At 62.2% G+C, this 14473-nt stretch carries 14 protein-coding genes; 7 read left to right on the forward strand and 7 right to left on the reverse strand.

Features of this window, described 5'->3' with window-relative positions; all coding sequences use genetic code 11:
* Nucleotides 1-23 precede the first annotated feature (23 nt).
* Nucleotides 24-296 (forward strand): hypothetical protein, encoded by a 273-nt coding sequence (locus tag ACMGF5_RS01985; protein ID WP_046788065.1) that lies wholly within the window; start codon nucleotides 24-26, stop codon nucleotides 294-296.
* Between the two features lie 119 nt (nucleotides 297-415).
* Here ACMGF5_RS01985 and ACMGF5_RS01990 read toward each other — a convergent pair whose 3' ends face one another.
* Nucleotides 416-1774 carry a DEAD/DEAH box helicase gene (locus tag ACMGF5_RS01990; protein ID WP_012315652.1) on the reverse strand — a complete coding sequence of 453 codons (1359 nt, stop codon included), beginning with the start codon at nucleotides 1772-1774 and terminating at the stop codon, nucleotides 416-418.
* Between the two features lie 105 nt (nucleotides 1775-1879).
* Between ACMGF5_RS01990 and ACMGF5_RS01995 the strand changes: the two genes are divergently transcribed.
* Nucleotides 1880-3181, forward strand: a complete 1302-nt coding sequence (locus ACMGF5_RS01995; protein WP_046788064.1) for a mechanosensitive ion channel family protein — start codon at nucleotides 1880-1882, stop codon at nucleotides 3179-3181.
* Between the two features lie 114 nt (nucleotides 3182-3295).
* On the opposite strand, the gene ACMGF5_RS02000 is transcribed toward ACMGF5_RS01995, so the two are convergent.
* From ACMGF5_RS02000 to ACMGF5_RS02015, 4 genes are all read right to left on the reverse strand, one after another.
* Entirely contained in the window at nucleotides 3296-4231 is a 936-nt protein-coding gene (locus ACMGF5_RS02000) for an AEC family transporter (protein WP_174142430.1), read from the reverse strand.
* Between the two features lies 1 nt (nucleotide 4232).
* Complete coding sequence (locus ACMGF5_RS02005; protein ID WP_039603958.1) at nucleotides 4233-5108, reverse strand: carboxylate/amino acid/amine transporter; 876 nt, start codon at nucleotides 5106-5108, stop codon at nucleotides 4233-4235.
* 189 nt (nucleotides 5109-5297) lie between these two features.
* Nucleotides 5298-5897, reverse strand: coding sequence for an FMN-dependent NADH-azoreductase (locus tag ACMGF5_RS02010; protein ID WP_046788059.1), 600 nt, complete (start codon nucleotides 5895-5897; stop codon nucleotides 5298-5300).
* 109 nt (nucleotides 5898-6006) lie between these two features.
* The gene (locus tag ACMGF5_RS02015) at nucleotides 6007-6321 is read right to left on the reverse strand and encodes a hypothetical protein (RefSeq protein ID WP_012315657.1); all 315 of its coding nucleotides are present in this window, start codon (nucleotides 6319-6321) and stop codon (nucleotides 6007-6009) included.
* A 48-nt stretch (nucleotides 6322-6369) separates the two neighbouring features.
* Between ACMGF5_RS02015 and ACMGF5_RS02020 the strand changes: the two genes are divergently transcribed.
* The 4 genes from ACMGF5_RS02020 to ACMGF5_RS02035 all read left to right on the forward strand — a co-directional run bounded on the left by ACMGF5_RS02020 (nucleotide 6370) and on the right by ACMGF5_RS02035 (nucleotide 10566).
* Complete coding sequence (locus ACMGF5_RS02020; RefSeq protein WP_012315658.1) at nucleotides 6370-7293, forward strand: LysR family transcriptional regulator; 924 nt, start codon at nucleotides 6370-6372, stop codon at nucleotides 7291-7293.
* 13 nt (nucleotides 7294-7306) lie between these two features.
* Complete coding sequence (locus tag ACMGF5_RS02025; RefSeq protein WP_367903960.1) at nucleotides 7307-8119, forward strand: alpha/beta fold hydrolase; 813 nt, start codon at nucleotides 7307-7309, stop codon at nucleotides 8117-8119.
* Nucleotides 8113-8670: a peptidylprolyl isomerase gene (locus ACMGF5_RS02030; protein ID WP_046788057.1), complete on the forward strand. Its 558-nt coding sequence runs from the start codon at nucleotides 8113-8115 to the stop codon at nucleotides 8668-8670. The genes ACMGF5_RS02025 and ACMGF5_RS02030 overlap by 7 nt, the downstream gene beginning before the upstream one ends.
* 63 nt (nucleotides 8671-8733) lie before the next feature.
* Complete coding sequence (locus ACMGF5_RS02035) at nucleotides 8734-10566, forward strand: ABC transporter ATP-binding protein (RefSeq protein WP_414157535.1); 1833 nt, start codon at nucleotides 8734-8736, stop codon at nucleotides 10564-10566.
* A gap of 13 nt (nucleotides 10567-10579) precedes the next feature.
* On the opposite strand, the gene ACMGF5_RS02040 is transcribed toward ACMGF5_RS02035, so the two are convergent.
* Nucleotides 10580-11707 (reverse strand): GNAT family N-acetyltransferase, encoded by a 1128-nt coding sequence (locus tag ACMGF5_RS02040; protein ID WP_046788090.1) that lies wholly within the window; start codon nucleotides 11705-11707, stop codon nucleotides 10580-10582.
* Nucleotides 11708-11968: 261 nt separating this feature from the next.
* On the opposite strand from ACMGF5_RS02040, the gene ACMGF5_RS02045 reads away from it, so the two are divergent.
* Nucleotides 11969-13213: a putative porin gene (locus tag ACMGF5_RS02045; protein WP_119687597.1), complete on the forward strand. Its 1245-nt coding sequence runs from the start codon at nucleotides 11969-11971 to the stop codon at nucleotides 13211-13213.
* Nucleotides 13214-13335: 122 nt separating this feature from the next.
* Here the strand turns inward: ACMGF5_RS02045 and ACMGF5_RS02050 are convergent, their stop codons facing one another.
* Complete coding sequence (locus tag ACMGF5_RS02050) at nucleotides 13336-14457, reverse strand: beta-ketoacyl-ACP synthase III (protein ID WP_119687598.1); 1122 nt, start codon at nucleotides 14455-14457, stop codon at nucleotides 13336-13338.
* Between the last annotated feature and the right edge of the window lie 16 nt (nucleotides 14458-14473).

The raw sequence follows: 14473 nt of genomic DNA on the forward strand, positions 1-14473 counted from the left end.
CCCCACCGCCGGAGGTATAAAGGATGAAACCGCTGCTGCGCATCGCCTGTGCAACCGCCCTGTTCTGCGCCCTGCCCGCCTGGGCCTGCACGCCGGAAGAGGCCACCCAGAAACGTGAAGAACTGGCCGGGCTGGTGAGCCAGCTGACCGAACAGAACCCGCAGAAAGCCAAGGAAATTAACGATGAGCTCCAGGGGATGGAGCTGGGGACGGCGAGCAAGGACTTGCCCGACAAGTGTCAGCTGATCGACAAGCGGATCAAGGAGCTGAAGGAGGCGGAGAAGAAGGCGGATTGATCTATTACATCAAGACCCAATCGCCGGCAAGCCAGCTCCCACAGTGATCGCATCGCCCTTGAGGCTGATGGAGTACCTGTGGGAGCCGGCTTGCCGGCGATAGGGCCAGCATTGACTGATTACTCAGCAGCAGGCTTGCGCTTTTTCAGCGGTGCCAGGCCATCGGAGCTGGTCAGCGGTGCATTGGCCTTCGGCTTGGCGGTAGGCTTGCGCTTCACGGCCTTCTTGTCGCCAGTTTTCTTCTCGGTCTTTTTCTTCTTGGTGCCGGCAGCCTTGCCCGACGCCTTGACCTTCTTCGGCCCGTTGTAGGTGCCTTTCACTTCCTTGATCACACGGCGCTCGAACTGCTGCTTGAGGTAGCGTTCGATGCTGGACATCAGGTTCCAGTCATTGTGGGTGATCAACGAGATCGCCAGGCCTTCGCCGCCGGCACGGCCGGTACGGCCAATGCGGTGCACATACTCGTCGCCGCTGCGCGGCATGTCGAAGTTGATCACCAGGTCCAGGCCGTCGATGTCCAGGCCACGGGCCGCCACGTCGGTGGCTACCAGCACCTTGGAGCTGCCCTGCTTGAAGCGCTCGATGGCCAGCTTGCGGTCCTTCTGGTCCTTTTCACCGTGCAACACGAACGCTTTTACGTCCTTGGCGACCAAGTGGCCGTAGATACGGTCGGCAAGCACGCGGGTGTTGGTGAAGATGATCGCCTTGTCGAATTTTTCGTTGGCCAGCAGCCACTGCACGATCGCCTCTTTGTGCTGGTCGTGGTCAGCGGTGATGACCTGCTGGCGGGTACCTTCGGCCAGCTGCGAAACACTGTTGAGCATCAGGTGCTCAGGGTCTTTCAGCACTTTGCCGATGATGTCGCGCAGGGCAGCGCCGCCGGTGGTGGCCGAGAACAGCAGGGTTTGCTCGCGGTTCTCACACTCCTTGCACAGGCGCTCCATGTCTTCGGCGAAGCCCATGTCGAGCATGCGGTCGGCTTCGTCGAGGATCATCACCTGCACGTGGGACAGGTCGAGGTTGCCGGCATTGAGCTGCTCGAGCAGGCGGCCCGGGGTGCCGATCAGTACGTCCGGCACCTTGCGCAGCATGGCGGCCTGTTCCTTGAAGTCCTCACCGCCGGTGACCAGGCCCGCCTTGATGTAGGTGAACTGCGAGAACAGCTGCACTTGCTTGAGGGTCTGCTGGGCCAGCTCGCGGGTCGGCAGCAGGATCAGCGCGCGGATCTCGACGCGCGCGCCTTTCAGGTCGACCAGGCGGTTGAGCAGCGGCAGGACGAAGGCCGCGGTCTTGCCGCTGCCGGTCTGCGCGGTCACACGCAGATCACGCCCTTGCAGGGCCAAGGGGATGGCCGCGGCCTGCACCGGGGTTGGCTCGACAAATTTAAGCTCGGCCACGGCTTTAAGCAGGCGTTCATGCAGGGCGAATTGGGAGAACACGGAGGTAACCTCAGGCAAGTGCGGGAAATTCAGTTGCATAGGGTAACGTTTTCTGCAGCCGGAGCCGAATTTCTTTTGGCAACTTTGTCGCCATCCGCGCTCTAATGGCGCTTCGTTTCGCAAGCAAAGACCGTACTCAAGCTCATGGATATGCAAAAACTCTGGCGCGACAGCCTCGACCTGTGGGGCACCCTCGACCAACACCCGATGCTCCACGCCGCCATCGGCCTGGCCGTGCTGCTGCTGGTTTCCCTGGTAATCGGCCGCCTGGCGCGCTTTCTGATCCTGCACGGCACGCGCCTGCTGGCCCGCCAGCCTGCGCTCAAATGGCTCGACGACCTGCGCCACAACAAGGTGTTTCACCGCCTGGCGCAGACCACACCGTCGCTGGTCATCCAGTTCGGGCTGAAACTGGTACCGGAGCTGTCCGATACCGCCCAGCACTTCCTTGGCAATATGGCGCTGGCCTTTACCCTGCTGTTCATGACCCTGGCGCTGTCGTGCCTGCTCGATGGCCTGCTCGACATCTATGCCCGCACCGAACATGCCCGCACCCGCTCGATCAAGGGCTATGTGCAACTGGCGAAGATGATGCTGTGGATTTTCGCCTCCATCGTCATCGTCGCCACCCTGATCGACCGTTCACCCCTGTTGCTGCTGTCAGGCCTGGGTGCGATGTCGGCAGTATTGCTGTTGGTGTACAAGGACACCCTGTTGTCGTTCGTCGCCAGCGTGCAGCTCACCAGTAACGACATGCTGCACGTCGGCGACTGGATCGAAATGCCCCAGGTCGGCGCCGATGGCGATGTGGTCGATATCACCCTGCACACGGTGAAGGTGCAGAACTTCGACAAGACCATTGTCTCGATCCCCACCTGGCGGCTGATGAGCGAGTCGTTCCGCAACTACCGCGGCATGCAGCAATCGGGCGGCCGGCGGATCAAACGCAGCCTGTTCATCGATGCGGCGGGCGTGCGTTTTCTGACCCGAGAAGAAGAACAGCGCCTGAGCGGAGTGCGCCTGCTCGCTGACTACCTGGCCGGCAAGCGCCAGGAGCTCCATGAATGGAACGAAGCTCTGGGGCCGGTGGCAGAGCTGTCGGCCAACCGCCGCCAACTGACCAACATCGGCACCTTCCGCGCCTTTGCCCTGGCCTACCTGAAGAACCACCCCAACGTGCACCAGGGCATGACCTGCATGGTCCGGCAGATGCAGACCGGCGCCGAGGGGGTGCCGCTGGAGATCTACTGCTTCACCACCACGACCGTGTGGGCCGAGTACGAACGGATCCAGGGAGATATCTTCGATTACCTGCTGGCGGTGTTGCCGGAGTTTGGGCTGAGCTTGTATCAGCAGCCGAGCGGCAATGACATGCGCGTGGGGCTGGCGGGGCGCGCTTCGGTAGAGCCAGTGCCGCGTCGCCTGGAAGAAATGAGCGAGGCTTGAGATTGTTGGGGCCGCTTTGCGGCCCTTTCGCGACACAAGGCCGCTCCTACCGGGGATTTGCGTTCTCCGTAGGAGCGGCCTTGTGTCGCGAAAGGGCTGCGCAGCAGCCCCAAATCACCCCGCATAACCCAGCAGGTACAACAACCCGGTCAAGGTGACTAAAGAAGCCACCGTCGACAACAGTATCGTCCGCGATATCAGCCCGGCTTCCCGGTTGTAATACTCCGCCAGCATGAATGGCCCGGTCCCCGTCGGCAGCGCCGCCAGCAGTACCGCTGAAACAGCCCACATGTTCGGCAGGCTGAATACCTTGAACGCCAACACCCAAGTCAGCGCTGGCTGCCCTACCAGCTTCATCGCAACCAGTGGCCATGGGCTGGCCTGAGCGCCGCTGCGTTTCTCTGCCAGAAACGCCCCCAGCGAAATCAATGCACAGGGCGTGGTGGCCAAGGCCAGCATGTCGAGAAAATGCATCACCGGCTCCGCCAACCCCAACCCGGACATTGCCCAAGCGGCCCCAGCCACGGGCGAAATCACCAGGGGGTTCTTCGCCAGCGCCTTGCCCACTACCCACATGGCGCGGCCGATCCGCTTCTCTTCCTGTAGGCCAATTTCGATCAGCGTCAGCGATATCGCGAACACCAGGCAGACCACGATCAACGAAGAAATCAACGCAGGCTGCAGCCCGGGCTGACCGAAAAGCAGCAAACACAGCGGGATGCCGATATAGCCGGTGTTGGCATACCCCGCGCTGAGCCCGTCGATGCTGGCCGCGACCAGCCCGTGGCCGCTGAACAGCCGCCAGGCCAGCGTGGCCACGAACATCGCCAGCGCCCCTGCGCCAAAGGCCACGATGAACCCTGGGTGCCATACCTCGCTCCAGGTTGCGGTGGCTGTGACCTTGAACAGCAGGGCCGGCAGGCACAGCCAGACCACCATCTTGTTGATCTCGGCCGCAGCCTTGTCGCCAAGCTTGTTGGTCCGGCGGCAAAGATAACCGACCAGGATCAACGCAAAGATCGGCGCGACGATGACCAGGATGGTGTGCATGTCAGGCCCTGCGCACCAGCGGTGCATCCGTGCGGCTGCCCAGGCGGCTCAGCCACACGGAGGCCAGGATGATCGCGCCACCGATGAGCAAGCGCCCCAATGGCTCGTGCTGGTTCCAGATCAGCAGGTTGAGCAGCAGCCCCACCGGCACGTGCAGGTTGTTCATCACCGCCAGCGTAGCGCCGGACACCATGCAGGCCCCCTTGTTCCACCAATACAAGCCCAGCGCCGTCGGGCACAGCCCGAGGAACAGCAGCACCAGCCATTGCACGTCGGTACTCGGCAAATGCTGGGTGTTGCCGAACAGCAGGAAAGCCGGCAGCACGACGATCAACGCCCCCAGGTAGAAGTAGCCGAAACGCTTGTAATGCGGCAGGTCGCTGGGGTGGCGGGCAACCAGATGGCGGTATAGCACCTGGCCGGCAGCGTAGGTGAAGTTGGCCAACTGCAGCAACAAAAAGCCGATGAAGAAGTCGCCACTGATGCTGTCGAAGCGGATCACCGCCGCCCCTGCGACCGCGACCAAGGCCGCGAGCAAGGCCCAAGGGTTGAAGCGGCGGTTCAGCGCATCCTCGATCAGGGTCACGTGCAGTGGCGTGAGGATCGTGAACAGCAACACCTCAGGTACGGTCAGCACGCGGAAACTCAGGTACAGGCAGACATAGGTGATGCCGTACTGCAGCGCACCGATCAGCAGCATCGAGCGCATGAAGCGCGGCTCGACCTGGCGCCAGCGGGTCAGCGGCAGGAAAACCAGGCCCGCCAGCACCACGCGTGCGAGCACGGCAAAGTAGCTGTCGACGTGCCCGGCCAGGTACTCGCCGATCAGGCTGAAGGAAAACGCCTGGATCAGCGCGACGATTATCAGGTAGCCCATGGTTGCCTCTCGTAAATCAAGGCCGCGACCTTAGCGGGTTGCGACCGATGTGTTCAACCATGCGCAATGTGGGGGCTGCGCATTTCATGGGCGTGAGTGATTCACACACAAAAAAAACCCGGCCATCGAGGCCGGGCAGGTACACCCAAAGGAGCAAACAAGGTGTCAGGGTTGGGAATTGGTTGACGCTCAGGCCACCGCAGCCAGCTTGGCCTTGGCCTGGTTGATGCCTTTCTCGTGGAAGTCACCGCTCATGTTCAGGCCTTCGGCATGGATGAAGTTCACATCGTGAATGCCGATGAATGCCATCACCTGGCGCAGGTACGGCTCCTGATGGTCGCTGGTGGCGCCGGCGTGGATGCCGCCACGGGCAGTCAGGACAATGGCGCGCTTGCCGGTCAGCAGGCCTTGCGGGCCGGTCGGGGTGTACTTGAAGGTGATGCCGGCACGCAATACGTGGTCAAGCCAGGCCTTGAGCGTGCTGGGGATGGTGAAGTTGTACATCGGTGCAGCCATCACCAGCACGTCGGCCGCCAGCAGCTCATCGGTCAGCTCGTTGGAACGGGCCAGGGCCTCCAGTTCAGCGGCATTGCGCTGCTCTTCAGGCTTCATCCAGCCACCGAGCAGGTTGGCGTCCAGGTGCGGCACCGGGGTCACCGCCAGATCGCGAACGGTGATCTCGTCGGCCGGGTGCGCTGCTTGCCAGTGTTCGATGAAGTCACGGGTCAGTTGACGGGAAACGGAATCCTGCTGGCGGGCGCTGCTTTCGACGATCAGTACGCGGGACATGGGTGCCTCCAACGGCAAAATGGGTTGCGATTCGATGGAGGTGAGATTAAGGCTTGACCTATCGATAAAAAAGCGTAAAAAGTGGGTGCAATCTATCGATTAATCAGTTTTATTCCGCTTTGCAGTTCACTGCGATGCGCAGCTTGATGATCTGCCGGTTGAACTTGGCCGTGACGTCCACACTTTTGCCCGCCGGTACATTCACCCGGCGTACCCGTGGCGCTTCCGGGCCGTTGCGGAACGTCACCTTGCAGGCCGCCGGCACTTGCCCATAGTTGTTCAGGGTGATGGCTCCGATGTCGTACGCGGTGTCGTAGGCGGTGTAGTCCAGCTTGACTCCGGCCAGTTCCTTCTCCACGTCGATGGGGTAAGCCATGGCCCCGAGGGGCAGGCACATCAGTATTGCCGCACAACATTTCTTCATGGGGCGCTCTCCTTGAAAGAGCGCAGCTTAGGTCAACAGGAGCCAAAGATGAAAGCGCCGCGCGTAACCCTGGATCAGTGGCGAACCTTGCAGGCAGTGGTCGATCACGGTGGGTTTGCCCAGGCAGCCGAAGCCCTGCACCGCTCGCAGTCATCGGTCAGTTACACGGTGGCGCGCATGCAAGAGCAGCTCGGCGTACCACTGCTGCGCATCGATGGCCGCAAAGCCGTGCTGACCGAGGCGGGCAACGTGCTGCTGCGCCGCTCACGGCACCTGGTCAAGCAGGCCAGCCAGCTTGAAGACCTGGCCCACCACATGGAGCAAGGCTGGGAAGCCGAGGTACGTGTGGTGGTCGATGCCGCCTACCCCAGTGCCCGCCTGGTACGTGCCCTGGCCGCGTTCATGCCGCAGAGCCGCGGTTGCCGGGTGCGCCTGCGCGAGGAAGTGCTGTCCGGCGTCGAGGAGGTGATGCATGAAGGTATCGCCGACCTTGCCATCAGCAGCTACAGCATTGGCGGCTATCTGGGCACCGAGCTCAGTGCCGTGGAGTTCGTGGCTGTCGCCCACCCCGAGCACAGCCTGCACCGCCTGGGCCGGGAGATCACGTTCCAGGACCTGGAAAGCCAGTTGCAAGTGGTGATCCGCGACTCCGGCCGCGCCCAACCCCGCGATGTCGGCTGGCTCGGCGCCGAACAGCGCTGGACCGTCGGCAGCCTGGGGACCGCCACGACCTTCGTCAGCAGCGGGCTGGGCTTTGCCTGGCTGCCGCGGCACATGATCGATCGCGAACTGCGCGAAGGCGTGCTCAAGCCGCTGCCACTGGACCAGGGTGGCAGCCGTCATCCACTGTTCTACCTTTATTCGAGCAAAGAGAAGACCTTGGGCCCGGCCACGCAGATTCTCATCGACCTGCTGCGCAATTTCGACACCGCGCCACTGGACGTGCCCTTCGCAGCCCCCCCGCAAGCCTGAGAGAACCGCGCCCATGGCCTATTTCGAACATGAAGGATGCTCGCTGCATTATCAGGAATACGGCCAGGGTGAACCCCTGGTACTGCTGCACGGCCTGGGCTCCAGCAGCCAGGACTGGGAGCTGCAGGTACCCGCGCTCAGCCGCCATTACCGGGTGATCCTCATGGACATCCGGGGCCACGGCCGCTCCGACAAGCCCAATGATGGCTACCAGATCGCCACATTCAGCGAAGACCTGCTGGCCCTGCTCGAACACCTGCAGACCGGCCCGGTGCACTTCGTGGGGCTGTCGATGGGCGCCATGGTGGGCTTTCAATTCGCCGTCGACCATCCGCAATGGCTGCGCAGTCTGTGCATCGTCAACAGCGCCCCCGAGGTCAAGCGCCGTACGCGCAACGACTGGGTCTGGTGGGCCAAGCGCTGGGGCCTTGCGCGCATCCTCAGTGTCGAGACGGTCGGCAAGGGCCTGGCCCAGCGCCTGTTCCCCAAACCGGAGCAAGCCGACTTGCGCCAGAAGATGGCGCAACGCTGGGCGCGCAACGACAAACGCGCCTACCTCAAGAGTTTTGACGCCATCGTGGACTGGGGCGTGCAGGAACGCATCGGCCAGATACACTGTCCCACGCTGGTGGTCGCTGCCGACCACGATTACACCCCGGTACAACTCAAAGAGCGCTACGTTGCCCTGATGCCGCAGGCAAGGCTGGTAGTCATCGATGATTCCCGGCACGCTACACCCCTCGATCAACCCGAAGTCTTCAACCAGACTTTGCTGCAGTTCCTCGCAGCCGCTTCCACCTCTCAAGGATCTTTGAGCCCATGCTGAAAAAACTTCTGCTCACCGCCTGCTCGGTCGCCTTTGCCACCACCGTCATGGCCTCCGACAAGACCCCTCACGTAGTGCTCGACACCAGCTTCGGCCAGGTCGAAATCGAGCTCGATGCCGAGAAGGCGCCGGTCAGTACCAAGAACTTCCTCGAGTACGTCGACAGCGGTTTCTACAACAACACCATTTTTCACCGTGTGATCCCGGGCTTCATGGTCCAGGGCGGTGGGTTCACCGAGCAGATGGTGCAAAAGCCGACGCGTGACCCGATCCGCAACGAAGCCGGCAACGGTCTGCAGAACACCCGCGGCACCCTGTCGATGGCACGCACCTCCGACCCGAACTCGGCCACCAGCCAGTTCTTCATCAACGTGGCCGACAACGACTTCCTGAACCCGGGCCGTGACCGTGGTTATGCGGTGTTCGGCAAAGTGACCAAGGGCATGGAGGTGGTCGACCAGATCGTCAACTCGCGCACTACCGTCAAGAAAGGCATGCGCGATGTGCCGGCCGATCCGGTGTTCATCAAGTCCGCCAAACGCATCGACTGACTGCAGGCTTCACAAGGACGTGAAACCGCCTGAGGGTCGGGTTGAACAGGAGTGTTGTCACCCATGCTGTACCGCCGTTTCGAGCAACTGATCGACATCTTCCGCGACGCGCCCAGCGAGTCGCCGCCCACCCAGGTGTGGCCCTTCTACCTCTATTACCTGCGCCAGGTGTGGCCGAGTTTTCTCGCCCTGCTGGTGGTCGGCCTGGTTGCCTCGCTGATCGAGGTGGCGATGTTCAGCTACCTGAGCCGCATCATCGACCTGGCCCAGAGCACGCCCAATGCCAACTTCTTCAGCGAGCACAGCGGCGAGCTGATCTGGATGCTGGTGGTGGTCCTGCTGCTGCGGCCGATCTTCTTTGGCCTGCATGACCTGCTGGTGCACCAGACCATCAACCCGGGCATGACCAGCCTGATCCGCTGGCAAAACCACACCTATGTGCTCAAGCAGAGCCTCAACTTCTTCCAGAGCGATTTTGCCGGGCGTATCGCCCAGCGCATCATGCAGACTGGCAACTCGCTGCGCGACTCGGCCGTGCAGGCGGTGGATGCGTTGTGGCACGTGCTGATCTATGCGATCACCTCGCTGGTGCTGTTCGCCGAGGCCGACTGGCGCCTGATGCTGCCGTTACTGGTCTGGATTGCCAGCTATGTCGCCGCGCTGTTCTACTTCGTGCCACGGGTCAAGGAGCGCTCGGTGATCTCCTCCGACGCCCGCTCCAGGCTGATGGGGCGCATCGTCGACGGCTACACCAACATCGCCACCCTCAAGCTGTTCGCCCACACCGACCACGAGCAGCAGTACGCCCGCGAAGCGATCCGAGAGCAGACCGAAAAGACCCAGCTGGCGTCGCGGGTGATCACCAGCATGGACGTGGTCATCACCAGCCTCAACGGCTTGCTGGTAGTCGCCACCACCGGCCTGGCCCTGTGGCTGTGGAGCCAGTCGCTGATCACCGTCGGCGCCATCGCCCTGGCCACCGGGCTGGTGATCCGTATCGTCAACATGTCGGGCTGGATCATGTGGGTGGTCAACGGCATCTTCGAGAACATCGGCATGGTGCAGGACGGCCTGCAGACCATCGCCCAGCCTGTCACCGTCACCGACAAGCCCAAGGCAGCGCCGCTGGACGTGAGCCGTGGCGCGGTGCGTTTCGATAACGTCGACTTCCACTACGGCAAGGCCCGCAACGTCATCGACGGGCTGAACCTGGACATCCGCCCGGGCGAAAAGATTGGCCTGATCGGCCCCTCCGGCGCTGGCAAGTCGACCCTGGTCAACCTGCTGCTGCGCCTTTACGACGTGCAGGGCGGGCGTATCCTGATCGACGGGCAGGACATCGCCGAGGTGAGCCAGGCCAGCCTGCGGGCGCAGATCGGCATGATCACCCAGGACACCTCACTGCTGCATCGTTCGATCCGCGACAACCTGTTGTACGGCCGCCCGGATGCCAGCGAGCAAGCGCTGCACGAGGCGGTGCGCCGGGCCCGTGCCGACGAATTCATTCCTCAGTTGTCGGATGCCCAGGGCCGCACGGGCTTCGACGCGCATGTGGGCGAGCGCGGGGTCAAGCTGTCCGGTGGCCAGCGCCAGCGCATCGCTATAGCCCGGGTGCTGCTCAAGAACGCGCCCATCCTGATCATGGACGAGGCCACGTCAGCACTGGACTCGGAGGTCGAAGCGGCGATCCAGGAAAGCCTGGAAACCCTCATGCAAGGCAAGACGGTGATCGCCATCGCCCACCGCCTCTCGACCATTGCGCGGATGGACCGCCTGGTGGTGCTGGACAAGGGGCATATCGTCGAAAGTGGCAGCCACAGTGAACTACTGGCGCAACAAGGCTTGTATGCCAGGCTGTGGCATCACCAGACGGGCGGGTTCGTCGGGGTGGATTGAGGCCTGTCGGGTTTCAATCCCGGCGGTAAGGCAACATCCCCCGCGCCTCTTCGGCATAGCCCATAACCCCTGCCCGCTCCTGCTGCAGGAAATCGTCCACCGCCCGGCGCAGGCCTGGGTGAAGCAGATAATGCCAGGAGCGGGTCAGCACCGGCTCGAAGCCACGAATCAGCTTGTGCTCGCCCTGCGCGCCGGCATCGAAGCGCTGCAAGCCTTCGGCAATCGCAAAGTCCATGCCCTGGTAGAAACAGGTCTCGAAGTGCAGCCGGTCGAACTCATCCAGGCAGCCCCAGTACCTCCCAAACAGGCTGTCGCCACCCACCAGGCTCAGGGCCATGGCGACATCGCGACCGCCCTGACGCGCCATCACGACCCTTAGGGCCTCGGGCATGCGCTGCGCCAGCAGGCTAAAGAATTCGCGGGTCAGATAGGGCGTACGCCTGCGCACTGCGTAGGTATTGGCGTAGCAGAGGTAGACGAAATCCCACTGAGCCTCCTCAAGTTCATCGCCACGGTACCAACGAAAGTCGATGCCCTGCCCTGCGACCTGCTCACGTTCCTTGCGCATCTGTTTGCGCTTGCGCGAACTCAAGCTGTCGAGAAAGTCCTGAAAGTCGCGGTAGCCATGGTTGCGCCAGTGGAACTGACATCCCAGGCGCTCCATCCAGCCCGGCAGGCCGGCCATCTGTGCATCCAGGCCAGGGTCGGTGAAGTTGATGTGAGCCCCGGATAGCCCGCCTTTGCCCAGATACTCAGGCAATGCCTGGAGCATGAGCAGGCCATCGGCCGGGTCAACGCTGAGCAGGCGCGGCCCGCTGACCGGGCTGAACGGCACGGCGCCGAGCAGTTTGGGGTAATAGGCAATACCAGCACGCTCGCAGGCGTCGGCCCAGCCATGATCGAACACGTACTCGCCGTACGAATGCCACTTGCGGTACGCCGGCAACAGCGCACGCACTTGCCCGTCACGCTCCAGCACCAGGTGTTCCGCCGCCCAGCCGGTGGCTGGCGCAACACTGCCGCTGTCCTCCAGAGCGCTCAGGAACGCATGGCGCAGGAAGGGTTGGCCGGCAGGTACCAGGGCGTCCCAGGTCGCGGCAGGCAGGTCACGCAGATGGGCAAGGCTGTAGAGGCTGGTCACGATGTCGACTCGCGGAGTGAGGGCATCAGTATCAGGGAATACCGGCCTCTCACTCAAATGCCGAATGCCGGCCCGATCCTTTCATTCTCAATTACTTAACGGCAGTGCCACCAAATAGACATTATTCTGTCATTCGCCCCCGCAATACTTGCGCCTGTTTTCCGGAACCCTAGAACCTGTCTATTCAGGCCCTTTCCGAAGACATGCCAACATGGGGGTGGACGCTGAGCCTCCCCAATATTTTTCAGTAGGGAGAACCTTATGCGTCTTGTTTCTACACTTACCGGAGTGAGCCTCACCGGCATGATGCTGGCTCTGAGTACTCCGGCCAGTGCGGCTGTCGACGCCAAGCTGCTCGAAATGCTCCGCGCCAACGGCTCGATCAACCAGGCGCAGTACAACGAACTGCAAGGTGACCTGGCAAAAGAAACCAAGGAAAAGGCCGACCAGAAAGCTCAGTCAGAACGCATGAGCTCCTTCGAACAGAAAGTGGCATGGGCCGCCAAGACCCAGGTCAAAGGCGATATCCGCCTGCGCTACGAGGACGTCAACGTCGACGACCCGAACAGCAGCAGCGGCAACCAGGACCGCCAGCGCGTTCGCGCCCGCGTCGGTTTCTACAGCGAGATCAACCCGCAAGTCGACGCAGGCATCCGCATCGCCACCGGCAGCAGCGCAGACCGCCGTTCGACCAACCAGAGTTTCGATAACTACTTCGACAAGAAATCGCTGTGGGTCGACCAGGCCTACCTCGACTGGCACCCGAGCGCAGTACCGAACCTGCACCTGATCGGCGGCAAGATGGCACAGCCTTGGGTGAGCATGGGTGACATCATCTGGGACGGCGACATCAACCCGGAAGGCGTTGCCGCCACCTACAAAGCCGACCTCGGCGGCGCCGAAGTCTTCGCCAGCGCGGGCCAGTACACGCTCAAGGACAACGTGGACGGCGACGGCGTGCAGTACAAGCACGACGCCCAGGTCTACCACGGCCAGTTGGGCGCCAAGTTCGCCCCGGCCGATGTGCTCAAGCTCACCGTCGGCGCGAGCATCTATGGCTACGACAACGACAAGGAAGCGACCATCCTGCAGTCGTTCGGCAACACCACCAACGAGTTCAACCTGGTGGAAGGCTTCGGCCAGCTGGACTTCACCGGCCTCGCCATCCCGTTGTCGGCGTATGGCCAGTACGTGAAGAACACCGAAAGCACCGATGGCGAAGACCAGGCCTGGCTGGCTGGCCTGAAGACCAAAGTCGGCGCCTGGAGCCTGGATTACAACTACCGCGATGTTCAGCGCAACGCCGTGGTCAGCCTGTTCACCGACTCCGACTTCGGCAACGGTTACACCGGCTCGCGCGGCCATAAGTTCAAGGTCGGTTATGAAATCGACAAGAACTTCTCGCTGGGCGCCGCTTACTTGATGGCCAAGACCGACCTGTCGCAGTTGCCGAACAGCGATGCCGATGTCGACACGCTGCAGGTGGACCTGGAAGCCAAGTTCTAAGCTGCAACGCCTGAGCTTCACTCAAGGCGGGAAATGCCGACCCCATCCGGCATTTCCTGCCTTTTTTTGCCTGCGAGAAACGCACTGGCCCTGCGGCCGGCAAGCCGGCGCAGGGCTGACTGTCAGCGTTTACGCAGAATCACACTACCAATCGAGTAGCCCGCACCAAACGAGCTCAGCACGCCCAGCGAACCCTTGGCCAGGTCATCCTGGTACAGGTGGAAGGCAATCACCGACCCCGCCGAGCTGGTGTTGGCATAACGGTCGAGAATGACTGGTGCATCTTCCTCAGCCACTTCACGCCCCAGCAGCTTCTTGACGATCAGGTGGTTCATGCTCAGGTTGGCCTGGTGCAGCCAGAAGCGCTTGACGTCGGAGGGCTGCAGATCGTTCTCACCCAGGTGCTTGCCGATCAGCTCGGCGACCATCGGGCAGACTTCCTTGAATACCTTGCGGCCTTCCTGCACGAACAACTTGTCCCGCGTATCGATGCCCTCTTCCGCAGCACGGTTGAGGAAGCCGAAATTGTTGCGGATATTGTTGGAGAACGAGGTCTGCAACTTGGTACCGAGGATATCGAACTGGTGTGCCGAGGTGGCCTGGTCGGCACGCTCGACCAGCACGGCAGTGGCGGCGTCACCAAAAATGAAATGGCTGTCGCGGTCACGGAAATTCAGGTGCCCGGTGCAAATCTCCGGGCTTACCACCAGCAACGCACGGGCCTGGCCCAGTTGCACGCTGTTGGCTGCGGTCTGGATACCGAAAGTGGCCGAGGAGCAAGCCACGTTCATGTCGAAGGCGAAGCCCTGGATGCCCAGCGCCTGTTGCACCTCGATAGCTATCGCCGGATACGGGCGCTGCAGATTGGAGCAGGCGACGATCACCCCGTCGACATCGGCAGGTGTGCGGCCCGCGCGCTCCAGCGCCTGACGGGCAGCGGCCACGCCCATCTCGCAAAGGATCGACTGCTCGTCATTGGAACGCTCCGGCAGGCGTGGCTTCATGCGCTGCGGGTCGAGAATGCCGGCCTTGTCCATGACGAAGCGGCTCTTGATGCCCGAGGCCTTCTCGATGAAGGCGGCGTCGGAGAGCGGCGCAGCTTCGACCTCGCCGCGCTCGATGGCGGCTGCGTTGTCGCGGTTGAACTGTTGCGACCAGGTGTTGAAGGATTCCACCAGTTCTTCGTTGGAAATGCTCTGGGCCGGGGTATACAGGCCGGTGCCGCTGATCACGACGTTATGCACGATCGTTCCTCTGGTC

This window comes from Pseudomonas sp. BNK-15 (assembly GCF_047456105.1).
GTDB classification, from domain to species: Bacteria; Pseudomonadota; Gammaproteobacteria; order Pseudomonadales; family Pseudomonadaceae; genus Aquipseudomonas; species Aquipseudomonas putida_E.